Source organism: Pseudoalteromonas sp. XI10 (genome assembly GCF_001469895.1).
Classification (GTDB): domain Bacteria; phylum Pseudomonadota; class Gammaproteobacteria; order Enterobacterales; family Alteromonadaceae; genus Pseudoalteromonas.
This window is the reverse complement of the sequence record NZ_LOPY01000039.1, coordinates 69,466-89,919: the sequence shown is the minus strand read 5'-3', so window position 1 is coordinate 89,919 and position 20,454 is coordinate 69,466. Positions and strand designations below refer to the sequence as shown.

General features: G+C 39.6%; 24 protein-coding genes. 7 read left to right on the top strand and 17 right to left on the bottom strand.

Annotated elements, in window-relative coordinates; genetic code table 11:
• Window positions 1-5 precede the first annotated feature (5 nt).
• Window positions 6-1,592: an ABC-F family ATPase gene (locus AUR67_RS08890; RefSeq protein WP_082401562.1), complete on the bottom strand. Its 1,587-nt coding sequence runs from the start codon at window positions 1,590-1,592 to the stop codon at window positions 6-8.
• A gap of 206 nt (window positions 1,593-1,798) precedes the next feature.
• Here AUR67_RS08890 and AUR67_RS08885 point away from each other — a divergent pair, with 206 nt between their 5' ends.
• From AUR67_RS08885 to AUR67_RS21470, 3 genes are all read left to right on the top strand, one after another.
• Entirely contained in the window at window positions 1,799-2,320 is a 522-nt protein-coding gene (locus AUR67_RS08885; protein WP_058584994.1) for a TetR/AcrR family transcriptional regulator, read from the top strand.
• A gap of 171 nt (window positions 2,321-2,491) precedes the next feature.
• Window positions 2,492-3,700, top strand: a complete 1,209-nt coding sequence (locus AUR67_RS08880) for a porin (RefSeq protein WP_058584993.1) — start codon at window positions 2,492-2,494, stop codon at window positions 3,698-3,700.
• Between the two features lie 193 nt (window positions 3,701-3,893).
• Window positions 3,894-4,028 (top strand): hypothetical protein, encoded by a 135-nt coding sequence (locus tag AUR67_RS21470; protein ID WP_268801424.1) that lies wholly within the window; start codon window positions 3,894-3,896, stop codon window positions 4,026-4,028.
• Window positions 4,029-4,230: 202 nt separating this feature from the next.
• Here AUR67_RS21470 and AUR67_RS08875 read toward each other — a convergent pair whose 3' ends face one another.
• The 8 genes from AUR67_RS08875 to AUR67_RS08840 all read right to left on the bottom strand — a co-directional run bounded on the left by AUR67_RS08875 (window position 4,231) and on the right by AUR67_RS08840 (window position 8,656).
• Complete coding sequence (locus tag AUR67_RS08875) at window positions 4,231-4,839, bottom strand: HEAT repeat domain-containing protein (RefSeq protein ID WP_058584992.1); 609 nt, start codon at window positions 4,837-4,839, stop codon at window positions 4,231-4,233.
• Between the two features lie 70 nt (window positions 4,840-4,909).
• Entirely contained in the window at window positions 4,910-5,338 is a 429-nt protein-coding gene (locus AUR67_RS08870; protein WP_058584991.1) for a hypothetical protein, read from the bottom strand.
• A gap of 66 nt (window positions 5,339-5,404) precedes the next feature.
• Window positions 5,405-6,289 carry a GGDEF domain-containing protein gene (locus tag AUR67_RS08865; protein WP_058584990.1) on the bottom strand — a complete coding sequence of 295 codons (885 nt, stop codon included), beginning with the start codon at window positions 6,287-6,289 and terminating at the stop codon, window positions 5,405-5,407.
• Complete coding sequence (locus AUR67_RS08860; protein ID WP_058584989.1) at window positions 6,280-6,666, bottom strand: group I truncated hemoglobin; 387 nt, start codon at window positions 6,664-6,666, stop codon at window positions 6,280-6,282. Before AUR67_RS08860 ends, AUR67_RS08865 begins: the two co-directional genes overlap by 10 nt.
• Window positions 6,667-6,913: 247 nt before the next feature.
• Window positions 6,914-7,225 (bottom strand): antibiotic biosynthesis monooxygenase family protein, encoded by a 312-nt coding sequence (locus AUR67_RS08855; protein WP_058584988.1) that lies wholly within the window; start codon window positions 7,223-7,225, stop codon window positions 6,914-6,916.
• 5 nt (window positions 7,226-7,230) lie between these two features.
• The gene (locus AUR67_RS08850) at window positions 7,231-7,641 is read right to left on the bottom strand and encodes a GFA family protein (RefSeq protein ID WP_058584987.1); all 411 of its coding nucleotides are present in this window, start codon (window positions 7,639-7,641) and stop codon (window positions 7,231-7,233) included.
• 21 nt (window positions 7,642-7,662) lie between these two features.
• Window positions 7,663-8,094, bottom strand: a complete 432-nt coding sequence (locus AUR67_RS08845; RefSeq protein ID WP_054553896.1) for a DUF3859 domain-containing protein — start codon at window positions 8,092-8,094, stop codon at window positions 7,663-7,665.
• A gap of 82 nt (window positions 8,095-8,176) precedes the next feature.
• Entirely contained in the window at window positions 8,177-8,656 is a 480-nt protein-coding gene (locus AUR67_RS08840; RefSeq protein WP_058584986.1) for a GNAT family N-acetyltransferase, read from the bottom strand.
• A gap of 80 nt (window positions 8,657-8,736) precedes the next feature.
• Between AUR67_RS08840 and AUR67_RS08835 the strand changes: the two genes are divergently transcribed.
• Window positions 8,737-8,940, top strand: coding sequence for a hypothetical protein (locus AUR67_RS08835; protein WP_054561447.1), 204 nt, complete (start codon window positions 8,737-8,739; stop codon window positions 8,938-8,940).
• Between the two features lie 38 nt (window positions 8,941-8,978).
• On the opposite strand, the gene htpX is transcribed toward AUR67_RS08835, so the two are convergent.
• The 5 genes from htpX to bioB form a co-directional block, all read right to left on the bottom strand.
• On the bottom strand, window positions 8,979-9,839 hold the full coding sequence (gene htpX, locus AUR67_RS08830; protein ID WP_058584985.1) for a protease HtpX: 861 nt from the start codon (window positions 9,837-9,839) through the stop codon (window positions 8,979-8,981).
• A gap of 174 nt (window positions 9,840-10,013) precedes the next feature.
• On the bottom strand, window positions 10,014-10,697 hold the full coding sequence (gene bioD, locus AUR67_RS08825) for a dethiobiotin synthase (protein WP_058584984.1): 684 nt from the start codon (window positions 10,695-10,697) through the stop codon (window positions 10,014-10,016).
• Window positions 10,698-10,710: 13 nt separating this feature from the next.
• Complete coding sequence (locus tag AUR67_RS08820) at window positions 10,711-11,502, bottom strand: methyltransferase domain-containing protein (RefSeq protein WP_058584983.1); 792 nt, start codon at window positions 11,500-11,502, stop codon at window positions 10,711-10,713.
• A complete protein-coding gene (locus tag AUR67_RS08815) occupies window positions 11,499-12,632 on the bottom strand; it encodes an aminotransferase class I/II-fold pyridoxal phosphate-dependent enzyme (RefSeq protein ID WP_058584982.1) in 1,134 nt (377 codons plus the stop codon). Before AUR67_RS08815 ends, AUR67_RS08820 begins: the two co-directional genes overlap by 4 nt.
• Before the next feature lie 7 nt (window positions 12,633-12,639).
• A complete protein-coding gene (gene bioB, locus AUR67_RS08810) occupies window positions 12,640-13,680 on the bottom strand; it encodes a biotin synthase BioB (RefSeq protein ID WP_058584981.1) in 1,041 nt (346 codons plus the stop codon).
• A 98-nt stretch (window positions 13,681-13,778) separates the two neighbouring features.
• Between bioB and bioA the strand changes: the two genes are divergently transcribed.
• Entirely contained in the window at window positions 13,779-15,071 is a 1,293-nt protein-coding gene (gene bioA / locus AUR67_RS08805) for an adenosylmethionine--8-amino-7-oxononanoate transaminase (protein ID WP_058584980.1), read from the top strand.
• A 345-nt stretch (window positions 15,072-15,416) separates the two neighbouring features.
• On the opposite strand, the gene AUR67_RS08800 is transcribed toward bioA, so the two are convergent.
• A complete protein-coding gene (locus AUR67_RS08800) occupies window positions 15,417-15,851 on the bottom strand; it encodes an ATP-binding protein (RefSeq protein ID WP_054561441.1) in 435 nt (144 codons plus the stop codon).
• Window positions 15,852-16,122: 271 nt separating this feature from the next.
• Between AUR67_RS08800 and asnS the strand changes: the two genes are divergently transcribed.
• Together asnS and AUR67_RS08790 are read left to right on the top strand one after the other, a co-directional pair.
• A complete protein-coding gene (asnS, locus tag AUR67_RS08795; RefSeq protein WP_054553906.1) occupies window positions 16,123-17,520 on the top strand; it encodes an asparagine--tRNA ligase in 1,398 nt (465 codons plus the stop codon).
• A gap of 154 nt (window positions 17,521-17,674) precedes the next feature.
• Window positions 17,675-18,604, top strand: a complete 930-nt coding sequence (locus AUR67_RS08790) for a substrate-binding domain-containing protein (RefSeq protein ID WP_058584979.1) — start codon at window positions 17,675-17,677, stop codon at window positions 18,602-18,604.
• A 65-nt stretch (window positions 18,605-18,669) separates the two neighbouring features.
• Here AUR67_RS08790 and AUR67_RS08785 read toward each other — a convergent pair whose 3' ends face one another.
• Both AUR67_RS08785 and AUR67_RS08780 read right to left on the bottom strand, forming a co-directional pair.
• Complete coding sequence (locus tag AUR67_RS08785; RefSeq protein WP_058584978.1) at window positions 18,670-19,596, bottom strand: electron transfer flavoprotein subunit alpha/FixB family protein; 927 nt, start codon at window positions 19,594-19,596, stop codon at window positions 18,670-18,672.
• Window positions 19,597-20,346 (bottom strand): electron transfer flavoprotein subunit beta/FixA family protein, encoded by a 750-nt coding sequence (locus tag AUR67_RS08780; RefSeq protein WP_054561438.1) that lies wholly within the window; start codon window positions 20,344-20,346, stop codon window positions 19,597-19,599.
• Window positions 20,347-20,454 lie beyond the last annotated feature (108 nt).

Here is a 20,454-nt window from a genome sequence, read left to right as displayed (position 1 = left end):
GCTAATTAAGCTTCTTTGCTTGCTAGGTACTCAGTGTATGTACCTTTAAAGTCGATAACTTTGCCGTCTTTGATTTCCCAAATACGGTTTGCAAGCGATGATACAAATTGTCTATCGTGAGATACGAACAATAATGTCCCTTCGTATGCTTCAAGTGCTAAGTTAAGCGCCTCGATAGATTCCATATCCATGTGGTTGGTTGGCTCATCCATTAATAAGATGTTTGGTTTATGCATCATGATTTTGCCAAACAACATACGGCCTTGCTCACCACCTGAAATCACTTTTACTGACTTCTTGATATCGTTTTGTGAAAACAGCATACGACCTAAGAAACTACGAACAACTTGCTCGTCGTCACCTTCTTGTTGCCATTGTTCCATCCACTCAAATAAGTTCATGTCTTGTTCGAACTCGTCAGCATGGTCTTGAGCATAATAACCGATATTAGCGTTATCAGACCATTTAAATTCACCTTGTTTTGGTGCTAAACGACCAGCAAGGGTATTTAATAGTGTGGTTTTACCAACACCGTTCTCACCGATAATTGCAATGCGCTCGCCTACTTCAACTAGGCCTTCAAGGCCACTAAATAAAGTTTCTTCAAAGCCTTGTGTTAAATTTGTTAGCTCTAAGGCATTACGGAATAACTGCTTTTCTTGCTCAAAACGAATAAACGGGCTTTGACGAGAAGATGCTTTAACTTCTTCAAGCTGAATTTTATCAATTTGTTTAGCACGTGATGTGGCTTGTTTTGCTTTTGAAGCGTTTGCAGAGAAGCGCGATACGAACTGTTGAAGTTCTGCAATTTGGCTTTTCTTCTTGGCATTTTCGCTTAGTAGACGCTCACGAGCTTGCGTTGCAGCAAACATGTACTCATCGTAGTTACCCGGGTAAATACGAAGCTCACCGTAATCGATGTCAGCCATGTGTGTACATACTGAGTTTAAGAAGTGACGGTCGTGCGAAATGATGATCATGGTGCAGTCACGCTGATTTAGTACGTCTTCTAGCCACTTGATTGTGTAGATGTCCAAGTTATTGGTAGGCTCATCGAGTAGCATGATATCTGGATCAGAAAACAGCACCTGCGCAAGTAACACACGCAGTTTAAAACCCGGCGCAATTTCTGACATAGGGCCGTAGTGTTGCTCTGTGCCAATACCTACACCAATTAGTAACTCACCTGCTTTAGCTTCTGCTGAGTAACCATCCATTTCGGCGAACTCAGTTTCTAGGTCTGCTACGCGCATACCATCTTCTTCGCTCATCTCAGGTAAGCTGTAAATACGGTCACGCTCTTTTTTTACTTCCCACAGCTCTTTATGACCCATGATCACTGTGTCGATTACAGAAAACTCTTCGTAAGCAAACTGGTCTTGGTTTAGTTTAGCAATACGCTCGTTTGGATCTGTGCTGACATTACCTGAAGATGGCTCTAGTTCACCACTTAGGATTTTCATGAAGGTTGATTTACCACAGCCATTCGCACCGATTAAACCGTAACGGTTACCATCGCCAAATTTTGCTGAGATATTTTCGAATAAAGGTTTAGCACCAAATTGCATGGTGATATTAGCTGTACTAATGATAGCGGTACCCTCCAGCGGGTAAAAAGTAAAAACGAAACTGCAGGCAATTTTAAACTAAAGCCGCTTGGCACGCCATGAAAGTTTAATTAAATACACTTGCTCATTTTACAGGTTCATCACTATCGTCTACCTTTAATGAGCGCGCTCATTAAAATATATGAGCACGCTCACTTTCAAAATAACCATATAAAAACAGCAGGTTAAAAATGAGCAAACGTGGCGATACTCATCAACGTATTTTAGAGGCTGCTTGGCGACTCTTTACTGAGCAAGGGTTTAACGATACTTCAACGCGGCAAATTTCAGCAGCAAGTAACACAGCGGTTGGTACCTTGTTTAATCATTTTGCAGATAAAGTGGCTATTTTAGAAGCTTGCCTCGAAGATAAATTTAATGATGTGTTAGAGCGCGCAAAAGAAACCGACATACACCGCCCTGCTCGCTTAAAGATTAATCATTACGCACAATATTTTTATCAGTTTTATTGTTTACATCACCGCTTTTATAAAGTGCTTTTTAGCCAGCGATTATTTTCGCAAGCATTCCAACAACAACACATGGAATTAATCCAATCATTGGTTTTTGCCGACCAACCGCAATTTAATAAAGTGAAAGCAGCTATATTGCTCGACTGCTATTTTATGACCTTGTTGTATGGTTTAGGCGCCGAAACACCAAACACTAAACTTATGCTTAGAACGCTTAGCCAGAAGGTGTCTGTTTTTTAGACTAGGTAACTCATTGATAATTCAACACAGTGAACCTAAAGTGAATAATTTTTCCTCTATGTAGGTTTGTTGCATGATAATTTTTCACTTTTGACCCTATTTTAGCTTTGATAATCTCCGTCTCTTAACTAAATTATACCTATTAGGGACAATATTTAATCAAGGTACTTTATGAAAAGAACACACACTGCCTTATTTGTTGCAGGTATGCTTGCCATACCTACAGCCAATGCCATCGAGATCTATAACGATCAAACCAATAGCGTTACTGTTGGTGGCTTTATCGATGCAAGAGTTATTAATACTCAAGGCGAAACTGAGGTAGTAAATGGTGCATCACGCATCAATTTTGATTTTAAGCGCCAATTAAAAAATGGCTGGCAAGCTTTTGCTCTACTTGAATGGGGAGTAAACCCTGTTGGTAGTAGTGATATCGTTTACAACAATCGCTTTGAAACAATTCAAGATGAGTTTTTATATAACCGTTTAGGCTATGTTGGTCTTAAACATGACGATTATGGCCAAGTGACATTAGGTAAACAATGGGGCGCATGGTACGACGTTGTTTACAACACCAACTACAGCTTAGTGTGGGATGGTAACGCTGCAGGTGTTTATACCTACAATAAAGATGATGGTGCTGTGAATGGTACAGGCCGCGGCGATAAAGTACTGCAGTATCGAAATACCTGGGGTGATTTTCATTTAGCGCTACAAGCACAGCTAAAGTCTGATGAATTTTATACCTGCGACATCGTTGATATTTCAAGAAGCTCTTGTGAAGTACTTTGGAACCAAGGAAACAATGCTGCACAAAAAGTAGAATTTAACTCGACTTATGGCGCTGCACTCACCTACTCGGTTAGCCCTAATTTAAAAGTCACTGCCGGTGTTAACCGCGGCCAGTTCGATATTGTGTACGCAGGTGGCAGAAATCAATCAGTAAACGATTTAATTTATGGTATGGGCATTACCTATGGTGATTTTTATAAACCAGGTTGGTATGCATCAGCGAATATAAATAAAAACGAAAACCACGATACCGACAACTTAGGCCGCTTAATAAAAGATGCTGTTGGTCTAGAGTCTATTTTAAGCTATCGCTTTGATAATGACATTCGTACCTTTGTTGCTTATAACGTTTTTGATGCAGGTAGTGACTATGTTATTCAGCCAAACTTTAATGCCGACCCAGAAGATGTGTTTAAACGCCAATTTGCTGTAATTGGTGCACACTACTTTATGGCAGAAGACACTATTTTATATATCGAAGCCCGTAAAGATTTCAGCGATTTTTCGAGTAATGACGCAGAGCAAGAAGCACAGATGTCACAAACCGAAGATGACGGTATTGCCATCGGTTTTAATTATACTTTGTAGGTACGATAAACACTAAGCCCACTATTGTGGGCTTTTTTCTAATCTAATTGCACACTTTCAAGATTGTTCGCAATATCAATCAACGTCTGCTATTACTTAACAATCATAAAACTAAAATACGTCAATATTTGAGGTTGTTGTGTCTAACAAGGTAAAGCTAATTCTACTTTCATCAATATCTAGCGTTTCGTTCATGCTCTTTCACTGGCTAACAAATGTCAGAGAGTCGGATACGGTATTAGGTGTTAGTTCCGATTTATCGGGTGGTTTAGTAATGGGGTTTGCTATTGGTGTGATGCTGGTTACATTAAGCACACTTAAAAGTTAAACAAATATTGAGTGTTTTTTGGAACTGTATGATGCCAAGTCATAAAACGTTTGGCTTAAACTTGTTATAAAGATTATAACTACCCTATTAGCCGTTCATTTTAAGTGTTTCTAGCTCAACAACTGCATTGACTCCTCCACTCAATAAAATTAAAAATGATGCTAGGTAGCTACGTGTTAAGGCGTATTTACTGCTTTTCATCTTACAGTGGACTCCATTTCTTGCACTTTCCCTTACGTGCAAGAGCAACAGCGTTGGTGATTTCTTCACGCGGTGACCTTTCACAATAATTTAAGTATTCTTCTACTATTGATCCTGACCACCCAGGAGCTGCTGCTACGACCCAAAAATGAATACCTTGGTTCAAATCTTTTGCAGCAACGTAATTGATAATTTTTTCTATCTCACTATCACCCGGTATCATTTTTAGCATAGCCATTGCTCGAAAAGCCCCTTCAATGAGTGCCTCATTGCCAATATCAATAAGCTTAAATATTGTAGCAGTGTCTCTTTCATTCTCTGTAGAAAGTCTTACTATTGCATCTCCAATAGCGACGTAAAGCATAGTTGCTTTATTATCTTTCTTTAAGAAACCATTTAAAAATGGCAATGCTGGCTTATAATCACATTCACCTATAGCCATGATCATCTGATACTGTGTTTCCCAAGTCCGGTCATCATTGAGTTCATTCTCAAGCGCAGCCAATAAATACGGACCAGCGTTAATATCTTTTAGCTTCCGCAACTTCTTCGCTGCTGAGCGACGTTTTTGGGATTTCTTGTCTCTCAGTTGTTCCATTATTTCATTCATTATTCAACTCTTCGTAAAACATATAGGGTAGCTAAATAACCGCATCATAATGAACGTTCTAATTCTGTTGTTATGTGTTTTCAGCATACTTCACCCTAAAAAGAAGCATAGCAAGCTTGATTCCAATTAGTGCGCCAGCCCCTATAACGAACGGGACTAAGCTTTCTAAGTAAAATGGAATACTTGAGAGAAGCAACCGAAATAAAACAACAGCGCCTTGAACAAGCATTATATACGCAGCAAGATGAAAGAACTGTATTGGATCTTCCAAGCTGAATGGATTGCGATTCCAATCTGGCTTGTGCCATACCTTTGTTGATAGTGGATTAACAACTTGCATGCCAACAACAAATAAAAGAGCCAAAAAGGTAAATACAAAAATAACACCTAATGCACTCAAATTGATAGCCGGGTTAGCCTTCGGCTCAAGCGGTGTAAATAGAGATGAGACTGCTACACAGGTTATTAAAGCAAAACGAAGGAATTTCCATTTATTCATAATCTTTGCACTCAAGCATCAAATAACCAACACAATATAGTAGACAAAAAATAAAAATTTAGCGCTTTAAGCACCTTCAAACTTTACTACACGCGAACGGCCATTCTCTTTGGCAATATAAAGTGCTTTATCGGCATTATTCAAAAGCTCATCAAGTGAAATGCCGTCATTACCATACACAGCAACACCAGCGCTAAACGACATGCCTATATTTGAATTATCAGGTGTCATTAGCTTTATGGTCTTAGTTGTTTGAAGTAGTTTTTCTGTATTGGCAAAACAAAACGTGTCTTTATTGTTTATTTGAATAAGGCAAAACTCTTCACCGCCAAGTCTTGCAAAATAACACGTATCATCAATGCTATCTTTTACATGCTTCGCAAATGTGACTAATACTTGGTCGCCAAAATCATGGCCAAATGAATCATTAAAACGCTTAAAGTGATCAAGATCGATCAGAGAAACAGTACAACTAAACTCTTTATGATTTGATTGTAATTGACTGAATTTTGCAAACAAGGCTCGCCTATTTGGCACATTTGTTAATTGGTCAGTATGAGCAAGTTCAAACATTTGCTTACTGTAGTCTTCTAACAATGAGTTTGTCCTGTTAAACAAAAACTGATTTCTCTTAAGTTCGGTTATATCCTCACCTTCAACAATGACGTTCTCACCGACTACATTGGCAGTAAACCTAAATATATGACGATATGAAGCATCATTAATTTCTACTTCAAGCTTATCAGTATCATTTTCTAATAATTTTGAAATAATTAATTGTACTAAGCCTCTGTTAGTTGGATTGTTCGATGCATTTAGATAATGCTGTGCAACAAGTTGAAATGAGTTGTTTTGAAATACTTCCTTGTGTTCATTAGCCGAAAAAACAACGACAGGTAACTGCAAATAGTTTAAAACAGAATAATCCGCGTTGTTTTGTTCTAATGACATACGATAAAGTCTCGTTTTGTTTCAAGCTTAGCTATGACTTGCTTCGCGTCGTCTTCTGATATTCCTTGTTCAGAAAATGTAAGCGACAAGATATTTATCATTTCTTGCCAATCTTTAAGATTAATACCTAAATTTTTATGGGCTTGTGCTAGCTGTTCATCACTGATGTAATCAGGTCCACCCATTAAAGATGAGATAAAACTTGTTTGATGATGAATCAGCCTTTCCATATTGGTATTTTTAAAATGTGCATTAAGGATTTCTGAATTCAAAATATTGTCATAAAACTTTTCTATGACGATATAAATTCGAGAAAAACCACCGTATTTGATAAACAAAGAAGATTCCACACCGAGTCCTGTATTATCGATAAACATTTAACTAGCTAATAAGGCACCACAAAAGATGACAATAAAGTCTGCAAGCTATTGATATTTAAATTATAGAAAGGAAAAGAGATTTTGCATTTTTTGAATAAGCAATTAATGCGATTATTTTACGACTTAAAATTTGACCCCCTTTACACACTTACGCTGCTTATTAACAATCTCAAATTTAAGGTTATGCTGATATTGAAATTAAACCCAATACAGTATGATGTGTTCTTTTTCTCATTAATGACTATCACAACGAATAATCACGTTCTACTTTAGCAATACGCGTTGTAAACGCACTGTACCATTTGTCTCTGCCGAGCTGCTGGGCGTTTAAGTGCTCAACGTTTTGTTTCCAGGCTTTTATCGCATCTAAGCTTTGCCAATACGACACCGTAATACCCAAACCATCACGAACAGACTCTATACCTAAATATCCAGGTTGTTGCTCTGCAAGTTCTACCATTCTATTAGCCACTTCTTCATAACCGGCGGTATCGTCAGATAAGGTATTCGTAAAAATCACGGCGTAATATGGCGGTTTTGGTGTATTCGCTATCATGGCTGTTACTTCCCTCTACTTGGTTCAAAACCATCATAACATGGAATTTCTTCGTCAAATGTATCCCAATTTGCTTTAGAGCTTACAAAGTTATGACTGATCGGGCGCTCGTTTATATCGCTATCTAATAAACCTAAACGAATACGTAAGCGGCTTGGGTCATCTTTATTCTCGCTATAAATAGGCGAGCCACAACAGCTACAAAAATAGCGAATTCTGCCGGGTTTAAATTCAAACGCGCTTAGATGCTGCTTACCTTCTGTGAGGTTAAAACCATCTCGTTGAATAAAGCCATTGGTTGCGTATGCTGTGCCTGAGTTTTTACGACATAAGGAGCAATGACAATGAATAATTGAGTCTATGCCACCAGCAATAGTTACTTTTACTTTGCTGCACAAACAACTTCCTTGATACATAGTCCCTCTCAGGTTTAAAGATTAATAACCGCGATGCTTCCAAAACTCAGTCGCAGTGCCTTCGGCTTCCTTTAATAAGTTAAAGGATTTATCGGCAATTATATGGCCATTTAACTCAATAGTCATGCGCCAAATACCAACTTTATTATCAACAGGTGCCCATATCGTATCACCTAAATAAAACTGCCAATCGTTTGTTTTAACGTACTGCTCGCCCTCAAATGGTGGCATGATCTCGCCATCTTCATCGGGGATATCTGGGTGGTAAACGCAAAATTTTATTTTTTGTCCTTTGGCCTTTTTAATATTAACAATAAAACCAAATTCAATATCTAACTGTGCAGGAACGTCTGTTGTAAATTCGGTAATTTGAGGCAGGTCTTTCTCTTTTGCATCCCAATGACTGTAAATGCCGTAACTTTCAATACTGGTAATTGGTTTGGCTTTTGCCATAGTTGCAAGCGCTCCTTTTTAAAAATGAGGCGCTATTTTATAGTAGCAACCCTAGCAGAACAAGATTGTACTATTATAGTAATTAGCTAACGTATTTTACCCAGTGCGCGTCATGTTGTTGAAAGCCACATTTAGTTAAAAGCTTAATACTTGCGCTGTTATTTGGGTTAACTAAAGCTACCACACTGTTTAGCGGAGCAGGTACAAAAGTAGTTAGTTTTTCAAATAGCATATCTAGTACCTTTTGCATTATTCCTTTGCCAAAGTATTTTGACGATAACTCAAACCCCAACATGCCCTGCCCGTCAATTATGTTAAATATGCCTACGCTGCCAATAACCTGCCCACTACTTCGTAAAACAATAACTAAACGAATGCCTTGTTGATTATAAAAAAGTTCTATGTCTCCTTGAATAAAGTCATACACGTCACCTTTCGTTATATCAACGCCGTAATCATTAAACGTTTGTACTTGCGGATCTTTTAAAATATCCCATATCGCTTGGCAATCTCTATGACGAATTGGGCGTAAGTCAAAGGCTAAGTCATCGTGGCTAGACACGTTAATTTCTTCTTTTTGCTTTATGAGCTGGCATTATTGTCTTACTATAAACGCAATTTCAAGCAATTAGATTAAGTTCGATGAGTGAAGAATTTAAAGTAATTCAACCTACCACCACAGTATACTGTAAAGAACGCGGTGAAGGCTGGACCTTAACAGGGATCACCAGTATTGATGAACATACTTCTGTGATGTTTGATGGCGTAAGGTATACCCTACCGGCCCGTGAAATTGTTGAGGTATTATTGCCACAACAACTCGAGCGAGAGAAAAACCAACAATAAAAAAAGCCAGCATCAAGCTGGCTTTTTCTTGTTTAAAATTAACGTAATGCGTTAATACGCTCATCAAGTGGTGGGTGTGATGAGAATAACTCGGCAACACCTTTACCGCTTGCAATACCAAATGCCATCATTGAGCCTTCTAGTTGTGATGGATGGTTTTGTTTTAAACGCTCAAGGGCGCTACGCATTTTATCTGCACCTACTAGTTTTGCTGCACCGGCATCCGCAGAGAATTCGCGTTTACGGCTGTAGTAAGCAACAATCACACTTGCTAGAACACCAAATAACATTTGGAAAATCATATCGAACAAGAAGTATGTCCAGCTACTACCGCCCTCTTCTTCATCACTATTAAGGAAGTTATCAACAATACCTGCCAATACTTTCGCCATAAAGATAACAAAGGTATTCACTACACCTTGAATAAGAGTAAGCGTTACCATGTCACCATTTGCAATGTGAGATACCTCATGAGCCAATACCGCCTCAGCTTGATCTTGATTCATGTTGTGTAATAAACCTGTGCTCACAGCAACCAGCGAGTTGTTTTTACTTGGACCAGTCGCAAATGCGTTTATTTCAGGACTATCGTAAATAGCCACTTCTGGCATCGCGATACCTGCTTTTTTAGCTTGCGCTGCTACCGTAGAAACTAACCATTGTTCTGTTTCAGAACGAGGCTGTTCAATAACATGTGCACCGGTTGATTTTTTTGCCATCCATTTCGACATAAATAACGAAATAAACGAGCCACCAAAACCAAATACAGTTGAGATAACTAAAATGCCGCCTAAACTGCGATGGCTAATACCCAGTACGCTCATCACAATAGACAACACAATACCTAACACTAGCATTACCGCTAAGTTTGTAAGTAGAAACAGAAATACACGCTTCATAAAAACCTCAGAATAAACATACCAATTGTATTAACTAACGACATGGTTAAAAATCGTTAGTTAATAAAATTATCTGGGTGTTCTACCAACTCAGTTTAGGGCTTATGCAATTGGTTGCAAGGAACTAATTGCAACCAATTGTGACAGAGTATGTCAAAAGTAACAACTCAATTATTATGGGTTGATAGATAAAATTTCAAGTAAGGTTTTGTAAATTTTTAATTTAGGGGTGCCGTCTGTATACGGACTAATCGCTAAAAGCGGGAAAGGTAGTGCTGATTTTAAAGTTTCTAAATTGGCGTCTTGTTCACGCATGTTTGGGTCTACATGATTTGCTATCCAACCCACACAATTTACACCGAGCGCTTTAAAGTGAGCAGCTGTCAATAGTGCGTGATTAAGGCAACCAAGCTTCATGCCTACTACTAGAACAACATTGAGGTTTTGTGACTTAACCCAATCGCTGAGTAAATCGGTTTCGTTGATAGGTAAACACCAACCGCCTGCACCTTCTGTAAGAATATAATCGGTATTGAGTGCTTTTACATTTGCATAAGCAGTATCGAGCTTATCAAATGTCAGTATGTCGCCTACTTGGGCTGCTGCAATATGCGGTGCAATGGGTGGCTCATAGGTAAAGGGGTTAACAATGTTATATTTAACCCCAATTGATGAGCTTTCCATTAAGGTTAATGCATCATCATTGACTAGCTGACCAAATGCTTCTTCTGCACCTGCTGCAATAGGTTTAAAACCAACCGCACGCTGTTTATGTTGCGCCAGTAAGTTTAATAATAAACTGGTGACATGGGTTTTTCCGGCATCGGTGTCTGTACCAGTGATAAAAAATTCTTTCATTTTTGAGTTAATTCTATTTTTCGAGTTCTAAAAGGACAACTTGATAGCTCACTCTAGCATGCCCATCAACCAGAGGGTATGCCTTACAAACACTATTAAGTGCTTGCCTCGTTAATAACCCTTGGCGTTTTTGCTTAGTTTGCAATGAGGTAGCACCAATCGCTTTTATTGAACGCAGTGCTTCTAAGGGAGAGTTATAGGCATCTATATAACATCTATCAGCTGCAAAATTGAGCTTAAACCCTGCTAATTTTGCATACTCAATAATGTGACTAGCACAATGAAACTGATTAATATGGCTTTGCTCATCTAAACAAGCAAAAGCCTGTTTGATCTCTTTAAGGGATCCATCTACCACACAGCTTAAATAAACCTTACCGCCCGCTTTTAGTGAATAAAAAAGACTTTTAAGTAGCCCTTTTAAATCAGCAGACCATTGCATTGCAAAATTACTAAACACACAATCTAGCGAACTTTGCTGTATTGGTAGGTTGTCCATATCAGCACACACTTTTAAACAATGCGGGTTTTGTTCTGTGCTGAGCATGGAATGACTTAAGTCCATTGCCAATACAGTATCAAAATGTGTTTTAAGCATTGCCGTGTTAACTAAAGGCCCAGCACCTATATCAAGGCAAGTACCCTGCTGATGTTTACTGGCCATCATTTTGAATAAGTGCGCAGCCGCTTGTTTTTGAACATTAGCATGGCTCGCGTAATTTGCAGCCGCTTTAGAGAACTTAGTTTGTGTTGTTAGCTTATTACTGTGTTGAAAGCTTAAAGGCGCTTGCAGTTGAACACTCATAAACACTCCACTAGCGAATCAACAAGCTGTTTTATATCGTCAGCTTGATGCGCGCTACTTATGGTTACTCTAAGTCGTGCCGTATTAAATGGCACCGTGGGCGGTCGAATAGCGGTTAACCACACACCTTTACCTTTAAGCTTATTTGCAACAGCAAGAGTATGTTCTGCATCGCCCAATACCAAAGGTTGTATAGCGGTTGTTGATTCCATTAATGCTAAGTTATGCTCTTTGGCAAGTTCTCTAAAGTAGGCAATATTCTTTGTAAGCTGAGAGCGTTTTTGATCAGCCTTTAGTAACTTTTCGAGTCGCTCAAGAGTACAACTTGCCATCAGTGGAGACATCGCCGTTGAATATATGTATTCACGATTAAACTGCAACATGTAATCAATCATTTGCTTTGATGCAAGCAGGCAAGCGCCACTACTTGCTAGTGCCTTGCCAAAGGTGATGATCAGTAAATCAGGCTTAATTACCTCACAACTGCCTAAGCCTTGCTCGCCTAACACGCCAAAGCCATGGGCGTCGTCAATCATCAGCCACGCATTGTATTGTTTAGCAAGTTTACAGAGTGCTTCAATGGGGGCTTGATCGCCATCCATCGAAAACACCCCTTCGCTCACTATAAGCTTATGCTTTGCTTTTGATTTTTGTAACCGAGATTCTAAGTGCCTAAGGTCGTTATGATTAAACCGTACCATGGCAGCGGCAGAATGAAGGCCGCCATCAATAAGGCTGGCATGATTAAGCTTATCTTGAAAAATTGCCGATGATTGCGCCACGCTTTTATCTTGAAACAACGCTTTTAATACGCTGCTATTGGCACTAAACCCGCTATTAAATAACATGGCGCTTTCGTAGCCTAATAGCTGGCATAAACGCTGTTCAAGCTGTTGTTGTGGTTTATTATAACCATTCACTAATGCTGAACTATGGCTACCTAGATGCTGCGCTTGTATTTCAATAAAATCATCAGCAAAGCCAAGGTAATCATTACTTGCAAAATTTAAATACTGTTTACCTGCAACCTGAATAAAGCGCCCGCTTGATTGCTCAACAAGTTGACGCTTTCTCAGTAATGCATCTGCTTGTCGCTCAACAAGATGCTCGGCAATAAAATCAAAAGCCATTTAAATATTACGCTTCGTAAAATAGTTCTGATGTTGCTTTATCAGCAACTTTTGATGAAAGTGATGCTGCAACCGCTTCATCAGAATAATCTTCACGGGTTTCTGGGTTCATGCCTAATTTTTTAATCAGCATCATGTCAGCGTCTGCTTCAGGGTTTTCTGTAGTCAGTAGTTTATCACCGTAGAAAATTGAATTAGCACCAGCAAAGAAACAAATAGATTGCATTTGTTCATTCATCGCCGTACGACCAGCTGATAAACGAACATAGCTTTTCGGCATCATGATACGTGCAACAGCAATGGTACGAATAAACTCAAAGTGGTCTAAGTCTTCGACATCTTCAAGTGGCGTGCCTTTAACCTTAACCAACATATTAATTGGCACACTCTCTGGCTGCTGCGGCAAATTAGCTAATTGCATTAATAAACCAAAACGGTCAGCTGCCTGCTCGCCCATACCAACAATACCGCCAGAACACACTTTCATACCGGCATCACGCACGTTATCGATGGTGTTTAAACGGTCTTGGTAAGTACGTGTTGTAATGATCTGCTGGTAATACTCAGGTGAGGTATCTAGGTTATGGTTGTAGTAATCAAGGCCCGCATCTTTTAATGCATGGGCTTTTTCGTTATCTAGCATGCCAAGCGTCATACAGGTTTCAAGGCCTAGTTCTTTAACCTCTTTTACCATTTTTGAAATATAAGGCATGTCACGTTCTTTCGGATCAGACCACGCAGCACCCATACAAAAACGGGTTGCGCCTTTTTCTTTAGCAACACGCGCTTGCTCAACCACTTTTTCTACTTCCATAAGGCGTTCACGGTCTAAGTCTGTTTTATAATGGCCTGACTGAGGACAATATTTGCAATCTTCTGGGCAAGCACCGGTTTTAATCGATAACAAAGTAGAAATTTGTACTTCATTTGGGTTGAAGTTTTCACGATGCACACTGGCCGCTTTAAATAACAAATCATTGAACGGCATTTCGAATAATGCTTTTACTTCTTGGTGAGTCCAATCGTGACGGACAACTGCGTGCTCCATAATAGTCTCTTTTTTTAAATTATTGGGACGGTTTGATTGGCTTAGTCTACGACTTGACGTAACATTGTCAACGAATCGAAGTGATATAAAGTTTACATATGATTAATAAACAACCAATAGATTTAGATTTTGATCGTGAGCATATTTGGCACCCTTATACTTCTATGACTCAGCCCCTTCCCGTTTACCCAGTCAGTCATGCCAATGCAAATCGTATTTTCTTAGAAACAGGCGAAAGCCTAATAGATGGTATGGCCTCTTGGTGGAGTGCGATTCATGGTTACTGCCACCCTGTTTTAAATGAAGCAATAACAGCACAAGTTAGCAAAATGAGCCATGTCATGTTTGGTGGTTTAACTCATGAGCCCGCTGTTGAGCTGTGTAAAAAGCTAGTCAGTATCACACCTGAATCACTCGATAAGGTGTTCTTAGCCGACAGTGGCTCTGTGAGTGTTGAAGTTGCCATAAAAATGGCCTTGCAGTACTGGCTTAGCCAAGGTTACACCAGCAAACAAAAATTAATGACGCCGCTTAAGGGCTACCATGGCGATACTTTTGCAGCCATGAGCGTTTGCGATCCGGTTAATTCAATGCACAGCATGTACTCAGGTTTTTTACCTGAACATGTTTTTGTACCTGCGCCGAGTGCTAAATTTAATGGCGAGTTTAGCCCAGCTGAGGCTGATACGCTTGAAAGCTACTTTGCAGCTCACCACCAAGATGTTGCTGCATTTATCATTGAACCCATTGTACAAAATGCTGGGGGAATGAATTTTTACCACCCTGATTACTTAAAACACCTGCGCATTCTTTGTGATAAGTATGATGTTTTACTTATTTGTGACGAAATCGCCACAGGCTTTGGTCGCACCGGTACCTTGTTTGCTGTTGAGCACGCCAACATAGAGCCGGATATTTTATGTATAGGCAAAGCATTAACGGGCGGAATGATGACGCTCTCAGCGACATTAACCACCAGCAAAGTCGCTATTGGCATTAGTGAAGGTGAAGCCGGAGTATTAATGCATGGCCCAACATTTATGGGTAACCCACTTGCTTGTGCCACAGCCTGCGCGAGTATTGATTTACTGTTAGAGCAACCGTGGCAAGAACAAATTGAACATATAAATGATGTACTAACAACCCAGCTTGCTAAGTGTAAGCAGCTCGGTGAAGTCGTTGATGTGCGAACATTGGGGGCAATTGGAGTTGTTGAGCTTAATAGAAGTGTAGATGTTGCAAAAATTCAACGCTTTTTTATCGAGCAAGGTGTGTGGATACGCCCGTTTGGCAAGTTAATTTATTTGATGCCGCCTTACATAAGCGACGAACAAAGCTTAACTACGTTATGCAATGCTATTTATGCAGCCATTGAACAACAGGCGTATTAGGGCGTGTTGACCCTTTGTGATTAATTTTGCAGCAGTGTGTTTGGTATTTAGGCAAGGCAGAGCCTATGTAGTGTGGTTGTTCCACATAAATAGGCGATAACGCAGCATCAATGCCAAACACGCGCTGCCCTTCGGGTTCTTCCTAGGGGCGATTAACTCTTTGTTACCTACATGGATGTAGGTAAGGGGCGTGAGCAGGACGCGGTAGCTTTGCTCGATTTTTACTTAGCCCACTAGGTTACAAATCTCGCGCCGCGATTAAATCGCTCCTAGAGTGAACAAATTTTAATCCACAAAGGTCAACACGCCCTCTAGGGAAGCTAATGCTTCCTTTTCCTTTAAACTTTACCATTCAAACATATATGCCATTTTACTGATCATTCGAAGCGGTACTTTATGTTCACAGCGCTTGGCGTAAAGATGTTGTAATGATTTATCTTTAATTTCACCAACGATCACTTCTTTTACTTGATAACCCAGTGCAGTGGCCGCTTGTGCGTAGGCGATAAATTCCCACTTTTTAATATTAGTGTTATCAACAATTACTAACGGGATTTCTTCTGCTAAGGCATTAATAAAGCGTGCAAGGTTTAGATTGTGATACTCAGATAACTTGTACTTATCAAATTGATACACACCTTCGCTATTATAAAAATAATCATCTGTTGCGCACACGACATAATCACTTTCATTACCAGCTACCAACTCATCAGCAAGGCTTTGTGCGTAATATGATTTACCTGAGCCTGGTAAGCCGCGAAGAATAAAAACTTGTTTCATAGCACCTGTTATACAATTTAATTAAAGACTAAAGGACAGTTATCCTATTGGGAATTGTTAATAATGCCACAAAATAACCAATTAGCGCAGCGAGAATTTAAATAAACGCAAATTTTACGCAAAATATTGCTGCTATTTTGCTCAATTGAAGAAAAACTACTAAAGAGTACGCCTCAATAGTTTTTTTATTTGATTTACGAGGGTAAGATAGTCGATTCAAGTGCAATGCACAGCATTATTATATTAGGCAACTTATATCATTGGAGTGAAGATGAGCCATTTAGCGATTTCAGAGCTATTAAAAGGCAAGGTTGCGGTAGACAGCCAAGTAACAGTAAAAGGCTGGATCCGTACACGCCGCGATTCAAAAGCAGGAATTTCATTTTTAGCCGTTCATGACGGTTCGTGTTTTGATCCTATTCAAGCGGTAGTACCTAATTCACTCAATAATTATGATGAAGTAACACGTTTAACTGCAGGTTGTTCTGTATCTGTAACCGGCGTTCTTGTGCCTTCTGCAGGTCAAGGTCAGTCTTTCGAAATTCAAGCTAACTCTGTAGAAGTATTAGGTTGGGTTGAGAATCCAGACACCTACCCTATGTCTGCGAAACGTCACAGCATTGAATATTTACGTGAGCACGCACACCTTCGCCCTCGTACTAACATCATGGGCGCGGTAACCCGTGTACGTAACTGTTTAGCACAAGCGATTCACCGTTTTTATCACGAGCAAGGCTACTACTGGATCAGCACACCGATCATCACTGCAAGTGACTGTGAAGGCGCCGGTGAAATGTTCCGTGTATCTACTTTAGATATGCAAAACTTACCACGCACAGATAAAGGCGACATCGATTACAGTGAAGATTTCTTCGGTAAAGAAGCATTCTTAACAGTATCTGGTCAATTAAATGGTGAGACATATGCCTCAGCAATGTCAAAAATCTATACCTTTGGCCCTACTTTCCGTGCTGAGAACTCAAACACATCTCGTCACTTAGCTGAGTTTTGGATGGTTGAACCTGAAGTTGCATTCGCAGATTTAGAAGATATCGCAAAACTTGCTGAAGACATGCTGAAATATGTTTTCAATGCAGTATTAACTGAGCGCCGTGATGATATGGAATTCTTTGCACAACGTGTTGAGAAAACAGCTATCTCTCGTTTAGAAGAGTTCGTAACTAAAGATTTCGCGCAAGTTGATTACACAGATGCTATCGAAATCTTAAAAGCGTGTGGCAAGAAGTTCGAATACCCTGTTGAATGGGGTGTAGATTTACAGTCTGAGCACGAACGTTACCTTGCTGAAGAGCACTTTAATGCGCCAGTTGTTATTAAGAACTACCCGCGTGATATTAAAGCCTTCTACATGCGTCAAAACGAAGACGGCAAAACAGTCGCTGCAATGGACGTAGTTGCACCAGGTATTGGTGAAATCATTGGTGGTTCTCAACGTGAAGAGCGTCTAGATGTACTAGATAAGCGTCTAGAAGAAATGGGCTTAAACAAAGAAGATTACAGCTGGTACCGTGACCTACGTAAATACGGCACTGTACCGCATTCAGGCTTTGGTCTAGGTTTTGAGCGTTTAGTTGCATATGTAACAGGTATGGGTAACGTACGTGACGTTATCGCCTTCCCTCGTACAAAAGGCAGCGCGACTTACTAATAAGAAACACTACATAATTTAAAAGCCGCTTTCGAGCGGCTTTTTTGTGTGTAAATCATTAAATATTTTAAAGTTTACAGCCTAAAGAATTAGCAAAGCCAGACATATTGCCTATATTGATAGGAAGCTAACTATTAAGGAGTATGCGTCTACTATGCTATTTCGCTCTATTAAAGCCCTTTTGCTATCTACAACCCTTATCTCTGCACATAGTGCGTATGCAATTGAAGAAAATATTAATACCAAACCTATTTTTATTGCCGGCTCAACCACAGTGACAGAATTATTAGTCGATATAAAAGACGACTTAAGCCAAGAGTTTGGAAATAGTATCCAAATCAGGCCAATGGGCAGCGATAAAGGCATAAAAGCCATTGCCGAAAATGTTATAGATATCGGCACCAGCTCGCGTTATTTAACAAAAGAAGAACAACAACGCTGGCCCTTTTTGCGGCAAATAATCATAGCCCAAGATGCAATCGCATTTTTTGTAAACAAAAACTTAAACATCACTGAGCTTACCACTAAAAAACTAAGCGATATTTACCAAGGAAAACTAAAGGCATGGTCTGAGGTTTCGCCTTATACTCCAGAGCTAAGCGCAAAAAATGATGAGATCCTACTTTTTAGCAAAGGCACTAGTCATGGTAGTTTTGACGTCTTTTTAGAGTATTTAAATTTAGATTATATTCAAGAACCTGGTAGTAACTTTATACGCCTTAAAATGGCAGGTAACAGAGGTTTATTTTCTAAACAAAAAGTAGAGCTTTACGATCAGTTCAATCAAGCGCTTGGGATAGTGCAGCGTATTCCAAATGCCATTGCCTACGATTCATATGGCGCCATTAGTAAATTAGAAAATGATAGACGTATTAATCGAGTAACTTTACTTGAGATAGATGGGGTAAGCCCTTCTGTCGAATCAATTCAAAGTGGCGACTATGCCTTTGTAAGGCCACTGGTGCTTATCGTAAACACACAATCACCTCGTTCAAAAAAGATTGGCGACAAGCTCGCTGTGATTGTTAAATCAAACAAGATACAACAGAAAATGCTTGAGTTTGGTTACCTTCCGGTAAAATAGTTAAACGAAAAAAAGCTGCGCACCTAAAAAGGTGAACAGCTTTTAACAACCAGAATCGTTATGAATTACAGAGCGCTTTCAAGCTCTGGTAACACATCAAATAAATCAGCAACTAAACCATAGTCAGCGACTTGGAAAATTGGTGCGTCAGGGTCTTTATTGATGGCAACAATCACTTTTGAGTCTTTCATACCCGCTAAGTGTTGAATCGCACCACTGATACCCACAGCAATATATAAATCTGGGGCAACAATTTTACCTGTTTGACCTACTTGCATATCGTTTGGTACAAAGCCCGCATCAACAGCTGCACGTGAAGCACCAATGGCTGCGCCTAGTTTATCGGCGATACCATTTAATAACGCAAAGTTTTCACCATTTTGCATACCACGACCACCTGAAATAACCACAGGTGCTGCAGTAAGCTCTGGACGCTCAGACTCAGTTTGTTCTTCTGATACAAACTCACTCAGACCAACAGAACCTTTACCTGCAACACTTGTTACAGCTACTGGCGCTTGCTCTTGTGCAATATCAAAGCTACTTGCACGAACAGTAATAACCTTTTTGCTATCCAGTGATTTAACTGTGGCAATTGCATTACCTGCATAAATAGGACGCTTAAAGGTATCTGCATCAATAACGTCGATGATTTCAGAGATTTGCGCAACATCTAAAAGTGCAGCAACACGTGGCATAAAGTTTTTACCCGTTGTTGTTGCGCTTGCGACAATGTGTGAATAGTTATCAGCTAAAGATAAAACCAAATCAGCTAGGTTTTCTGCAAGTTGATTTGCATAAGCTGCATCATCGGCAATAAGTACGTTACTAACACCTGCAATTGATGCTGCTTGCTCACTCATTGCAGCTAAGTTTTCGCCTGCAAGTAGTAAATCTACATCAAAGCCTAGTTTAACAGCAGCAGTAATCGTTTTATTGGTTTCAGGCTTTAGAACACCTTTATCGTGTTCGGCTATCACTAATGTTTTCATTTAGATCACCTTCGCTTCTGTTTTTAACTTTTCTACTAATGTCGCAACATCTTCAACGACAATACCGCCACTGCGTTTTTCTGGCTCGTTTACTTCTACCAGCTGTACGCGAGGCGCAAGGTCTACACCTAGGCTATCAGCAGCAATTACATCAAGAGGTTTACGCTTTGCCTTCATAATGTTTGGTAATGAAGCATAGCGTGGTTCATTTAAACGTAAGTCTGTGGTTACGATAGCAGGTAGTTTAAGAGCAACTGTTTGTAAGCCACCGTCTACTTCACGCGTTACATTAACGGTACCTGCTTGAACATCGACTTTAGATGCAAAAGTACCTTGGCCACGACCCGTTAAAGCAGCAAGCATTTGACCAGTTTGATTGTTGTCAGAGTCAATCGATTGCTTACCTAAAATAACCAGCTCAGGTGATTCTTGCTCTACAATCTTGCTAAGTAATTTAGCAACATGTAAAGACTCAAGCTTTTCTTCTGTTTCAATATGAATGGCTTTATCAGCACCGAGTGCTAAAGCCGTGCGTAATTGCTCTTGAGATGATTTATTACCAATAGTTACAGCAACAACCTCAGTGGCAGTTCCTGCTTCTTTTAAACGAATAGCTTCTTCAATTGCAATTTCACAAAACGGGTTCATCGCCATTTTTACATTAGCTAGATCAACATCCGTTTTATCGGCTTTAACGCGTGCTTTGACGTTGTAGTCAATTACTCTTTTAATTGGAACGAGGACTTTCATCGTGACTCCATCAATTGTGTGTTCTCAAAGTTGACCTAAACGTCAACTTATTTATTTTATGAATTCAGACTACTTCCTGTTGACGTAAACGTCAACCTAAAATAACCT